Source organism: Thermohalobacter berrensis (assembly GCF_003609645.1).
Classification (GTDB): domain Bacteria; phylum Bacillota; class Clostridia; order Tissierellales; family Thermohalobacteraceae; genus Thermohalobacter; species Thermohalobacter berrensis.
In genome coordinates this window covers 1-4,475 of sequence record NZ_MCIB01000031.1, presented here as the reverse complement: position 1 = coordinate 4,475, position 4,475 = coordinate 1, and the positions used below count along the sequence as shown (strand labels likewise).

Sequence of the window (4,475 nt, the reverse complement as noted above, 5' to 3'; positions counted from 1 at the left end):
GCTACCAAATGTGGCCCTATGGTCAAGTGGTTAAGACACCGCCCTTTCACGGCGGTAACCCGGGTTCGAATCCCGGTAGGGTCACCAACATGGGCGCGTAGCTCAGCTGGGAGAGCATCTGCCTTACAAGCAGGAGGTCACAGGTTCAAGTCCTGTCGCGCCCACCACATGGCCCGGTAGTTCAGTTGGTTAGAATGCCAGCCTGTCACGCTGGAGGTCGAGGGTTCGAGTCCCTTCCGGGTCGCCAACATGCTGGCGTAGCTCAATTGGCAGAGCAGCTGACTTGTAATCAGCAGGTTATCGGTTCAAGTCCGATCGCCAGCTCCAAGAAGATATGGAGGGATTCCCGAGCGGCCAAAGGGGGCGGACTGTAAATCCGCTGGCTCTGCCTTCGTAGGTTCGAATCCTACTCCCTCCACCAGTTCTTTGCTAATGGAAAGAATGTCGAATAAAAAGAAGTTAATTGGAAGATTGTTTTGAATTTAAAATTGACCATTTAAAATTAATTTTGTGCGGGAGTAGCTCAGGGGTAGAGCACCACCTTGCCAAGGTGGGGGTCGCGGGTTCGAATCCCGTCTCCCGCTCCAAATTTTCAAATTCTTAAATATGCGGGTGTAGCTCAGTGGTAGAGCCCTGGCCTTCCAAGCCAGTTGCGAGGGTTCGATTCCCTTCACCCGCTCCAAACTTTATTGTCGTGGTGGGTATAGCTCAGGTGGTTAGAGCGCCAGATTGTGGCTCTGGAGGTCACGGGTTCAAGTCCCGTTATCCACCCCATATACAAATTTAATAATGGGGCGTAGCCAAGTCGGTAAGGCAGCGGACTTTGACTCCGTCATGCGCAGGTTCGAGTCCTGCCGCCCCAGCCAATATACTTATACTAGCAAATAATTGCTAGTAATATTTTTTAATTATACACTTAAATAATATGGCGGTATAGCCAAGTGGTAAGGCAGGGGACTGCAAATCCCCGATCCCCAGTTCGAATCTGGGTGCCGCCTCCAATAGTGCGCCTATAGCTCAACTGGATAGAGTGTCTGACTACGAATCAGAAGGTTGGGGGTTCGAGTCCTCCTAGGCGCACCATTATTAGTACTTAAAAATTATAAAATTATTCGTATCGAAAAATGGAGGGTTGCTGCAAGAAGCCGATCCTCCATTTTTAGTTTTTTGTATTTTTAAGAGTCTTCATAATTCATATAAAACTTACATAATTAATGAGCAATTGGGAGGTATTGTAGGTGAGATTATTTTTAAAATTTACAAAAATGATTTTAAATAAAAGAACTAAATATACTATTGTAAATCTTTTAATTATCTTAACATTACTTATAAGTGGATGTACTCCTAAAGAAACAACTGAAAAATTAAGTTTAGACCATAATACTAATAACAATATTGATACTGTAAATCAAAATAGTATAAAAGAGTTGAAAGTGCATTTTATAGATGTAGGTCAAGCAGACTGTATATTTATTGACTATGAAGAATACGACATTTTAATAGATGGTGGTAATAATGATGATGGAAATCTTGTTATAGATTATTTAAGAAAAAATAATACAGATGATATAGAAATTCTAGTAGCTACACATCCACATGAGGATCATATAGGTGGATTGGATAATGTTATAGATAACTTTAAAGTTGAAAACATAATAGATTCAGGTAAAAAAAGTTCTTCAAAAACTTTTAAAGATTATAAAGAATCAGTAACTAAAGAAGTAAAAAATGGAGCAAATTTAATATATGATAAGGATATGGTATTTAATTTAGATAAAGATATTAAGTTTCGTATAATTGAAACAGGTGATACATATAAAGATAAAAATAATAGTAGTGTTCTAACTCTATTAGATTATAAAGATGTAGAGTTTATATTTACAGGTGATATGGAAGTTGAAAGTGAGAATAAGGTATTAAATAAATTAGAAGACATTGATATATTAAAAGTAGCCCATCATGGTAGTAGTAGTTCAACTTGTCTAAAATTTCTTGATAAAGTAAAACCTGAGTATGCTATTATAAGTGTTGGTAAGAACAATGAGTATGGACATCCACATAATGAAACATTAAATAAGCTATTTAAAAAAAATATAAAAGTTTTTAGAACTGATAAACAGGGAACAATAGTAGCTATAACTGATGGAGATAATATTAAGTTTAATGCTAATCCAATAGGTTTTAACCAAAAAAGAATTAAAGATATAGTAATACAATCAATAGATTTAAAAAATGAAATAGTTTTAATAAAAAATAAATCAAAAGCTGATGTAGATTTATCAGGTTGGAAACTAATTTCTGTTAAAGGAGATCAAATTTTTAATTTTCCTAAAGGATTTATGTTAAAAGGCAACAGTACTATAAAAATAGTATCTGGTAGCTATAATAAAAATTTAGTAAAAGATAATAAAGATGTGCTTATATGGACAAAAGATTATATATGGAATAATAAAGGTGACAAAGGTAAATTAATAGATAAGTATGGAAGAGTCATATCTGAATATCCAAATAATTAAAAAAGTCAGGGAAATCCCTGACTTTTTGGTTTATAAGATGGTATTAGTGTGTTTCATTATCCTCTAATTGATGGTCAAGTATTTCTTTAACTTTAGTTTCAATTTTATCTAAGTCTAATCCAGCTTCCTTTTTTATACTCTTTCTTAACATAGGACCAATTTGTTGTACATCATCTAAAATATCCTGTAAAAGCTCTAGAGCTGCTGTAGCTTCCATAACTTCTTTTGGAGTTTTAACTATATTGTGTAATATAGAAGTTTCTGTTCTAGAAGCTACAATAGGATTATCAATACCCTCAACATATACATAAGTACGACGTCCTGGACCACGTTTTTCTTCTATTGGATCAAGAGCAATTATTTTATCTGACCTAATAAACTTTCCATATCCTAAAGGTATAATCATATTTTCTCTTATTTCCACTATTATCATCCTTTTTAATTATTATATATAATATTTTATGTAATAAAAAAAATATTATGAAGTTATATGATTTCATTATTAATATACAAACAATTTTTAAATAATGCTTTTCATTTAATAAGATGATAGCAATAGAATCTTTTTAATATGAAAATAAGTTTATATTACTGAGCATCCACAACATATGCTAGTATATGAAAATTACATAAAAAAGAGACAATTTACTATTTGAGTCGAAAGCTAGAAAATAGATTAGACAAAAACAGAAAAATACAATGGTTACTAACCAAATAAAATAAAAAAGTCTTTTGTTTTTAATAAAAGACTCTCAAGATTGACTTTTTTGAAAAACGTGACGGAAAATATATTTTATCAACAGTTTTTATTTCTTTATAACTTAATATGTGTTATAAAAAATGATAAAAACTATAAATTAGAAACTAATTTAAAATAAAAAGATGGCATTTGCGTTACATAATATGTACATCAGTGGCCCATAAAAGAGCCACTGATAAATTTATATTATAGGTCTTGGATTTCTATAGATCCCCCTGCTTCTTGTATTGATTCAACAATTGAGTCTAATTTGAAATTTCCTTTAAAAATAGGCAGCCTAATAATCAGGCAAATACCAGTTGGTGAAGTTACTTCAATGAGGTTTAAAAGATTAATAACAGCTCCTGCAGGTATTTTAATACGAACTATTGTTCCAGGTAATTGCTTACAACCATCAACTGGTTTTTTATCTCTATGCATTTACGCCACCTCCTTTTTCTAGTTCAGTACATAGTATGTCCAAATGTAAAGAAGTGTGACAAGCTAATATGAAAATCTGAATCGTTCCTTTTCAATTTTGTTATACAGCTATATATATATCGGCAATAAAGTCCTTAAAATTCTATTTAAATTAAGAATATTAATGAGATTTTTATAGGGTTTATCAAAAACTTTTTACTTATAAAACAATTCTAATATAACACATCATTATTTTAAGGGGTTACTGGTTTGATGAAAAAGCTCTGTTTTTATTTAATTAATTAAAGTTTCTTGATATGTATATTTAAAACATTAACAAAATATAGTAAAGCTAATTAATTCACATTATAAAGTTCAATCTTGATAAAAAATGTTTTAATATCCTTACAATTAAAGTTAATATAAAATTATTTAAAGTTTATAGAGTAATTTTATTATACAGGTAAATTCTTTAATAGGAATTTATATTAAGTTAGAAAAAAAGTCTTCTATTAAAAATAGGAGATTCTCACGGTTGACTTTTTTGAAACACATAACGGAAATTATATTTTATCTACAATTTTTATTTGTTTATAATTTCCTATGTGTTATAGAAATTAAATTTAAGTTCATATAGTAGGGAAAAGCTGAAAATAAGGTAGTTGTAAGTATGAATATTTTATTTGAAAATGGAAAAACTATAAAAATGAGAATTAAAAAGCATTTAAAAGATAGAAGAAGGTAATCAAACATAAATAAAATTAAAAGCTGTTCTATGCTTTTGAACAACATTAAAATAT

3 protein-coding genes and 11 tRNA genes are annotated in these 4,475 nt (G+C 31.1%); 12 read left to right on the top strand and 2 right to left on the bottom strand.

The annotated features are described in order from the left end of the window. The first annotated feature begins 12 nt into the window (after positions 1–12). From BET03_RS09980 to BET03_RS09925, 12 genes are all read left to right on the top strand, one after another. Positions 13–87, top strand: a tRNA-Glu gene (locus BET03_RS09980). A 4-nt stretch (positions 88–91) separates the two neighbouring features. Continuing rightward, a tRNA-Val gene (locus BET03_RS09975) sits at positions 92–167 on the top strand. Between the two features lie 3 nt (positions 168–170). Further along, a tRNA-Asp gene (locus tag BET03_RS09970) sits at positions 171–247 on the top strand. A gap of 4 nt (positions 248–251) precedes the next feature. After that, positions 252–327, top strand: a tRNA-Thr gene (locus BET03_RS09965). Positions 328–336: 9 nt separating this feature from the next. Beyond that, positions 337–421, top strand: a tRNA-Tyr gene (locus BET03_RS09960). A gap of 91 nt (positions 422–512) precedes the next feature. Then, positions 513–587: transfer RNA gene (locus BET03_RS09955), tRNA-Gly, on the top strand. Between the two features lie 21 nt (positions 588–608). Beyond that, positions 609–682, top strand: a tRNA-Gly gene (locus tag BET03_RS09950). 15 nt (positions 683–697) lie between these two features. Then, positions 698–774, top strand: a tRNA-His gene (locus tag BET03_RS09945). Between the two features lie 16 nt (positions 775–790). Continuing rightward, positions 791–866: transfer RNA gene (locus BET03_RS09940), tRNA-Gln, on the top strand. Positions 867–927: 61 nt separating this feature from the next. After that, positions 928–1,001: transfer RNA gene (locus BET03_RS09935), tRNA-Cys, on the top strand. Positions 1,002–1,006: 5 nt separating this feature from the next. Then, positions 1,007–1,083, top strand: a tRNA-Arg gene (locus BET03_RS09930). Positions 1,084–1,238: 155 nt separating this feature from the next. Then, complete coding sequence (locus BET03_RS09925; RefSeq protein ID WP_120169890.1) at positions 1,239–2,516, top strand: MBL fold metallo-hydrolase; 1,278 nt, start codon at positions 1,239–1,241, stop codon at positions 2,514–2,516. 43 nt (positions 2,517–2,559) lie between these two features. Here the strand turns inward: BET03_RS09925 and BET03_RS09920 are convergent, their stop codons facing one another. Both BET03_RS09920 and BET03_RS09915 read right to left on the bottom strand, forming a co-directional pair. Then, positions 2,560–2,940 carry a hypothetical protein gene (locus BET03_RS09920; RefSeq protein WP_120169887.1) on the bottom strand — a complete coding sequence of 127 codons (381 nt, stop codon included), beginning with the start codon at positions 2,938–2,940 and terminating at the stop codon, positions 2,560–2,562. Between the two features lie 522 nt (positions 2,941–3,462). Then, entirely contained in the window at positions 3,463–3,696 is a 234-nt protein-coding gene (locus BET03_RS09915) for a hypothetical protein (RefSeq protein WP_120169885.1), read from the bottom strand. Positions 3,697–4,475 lie beyond the last annotated feature (779 nt).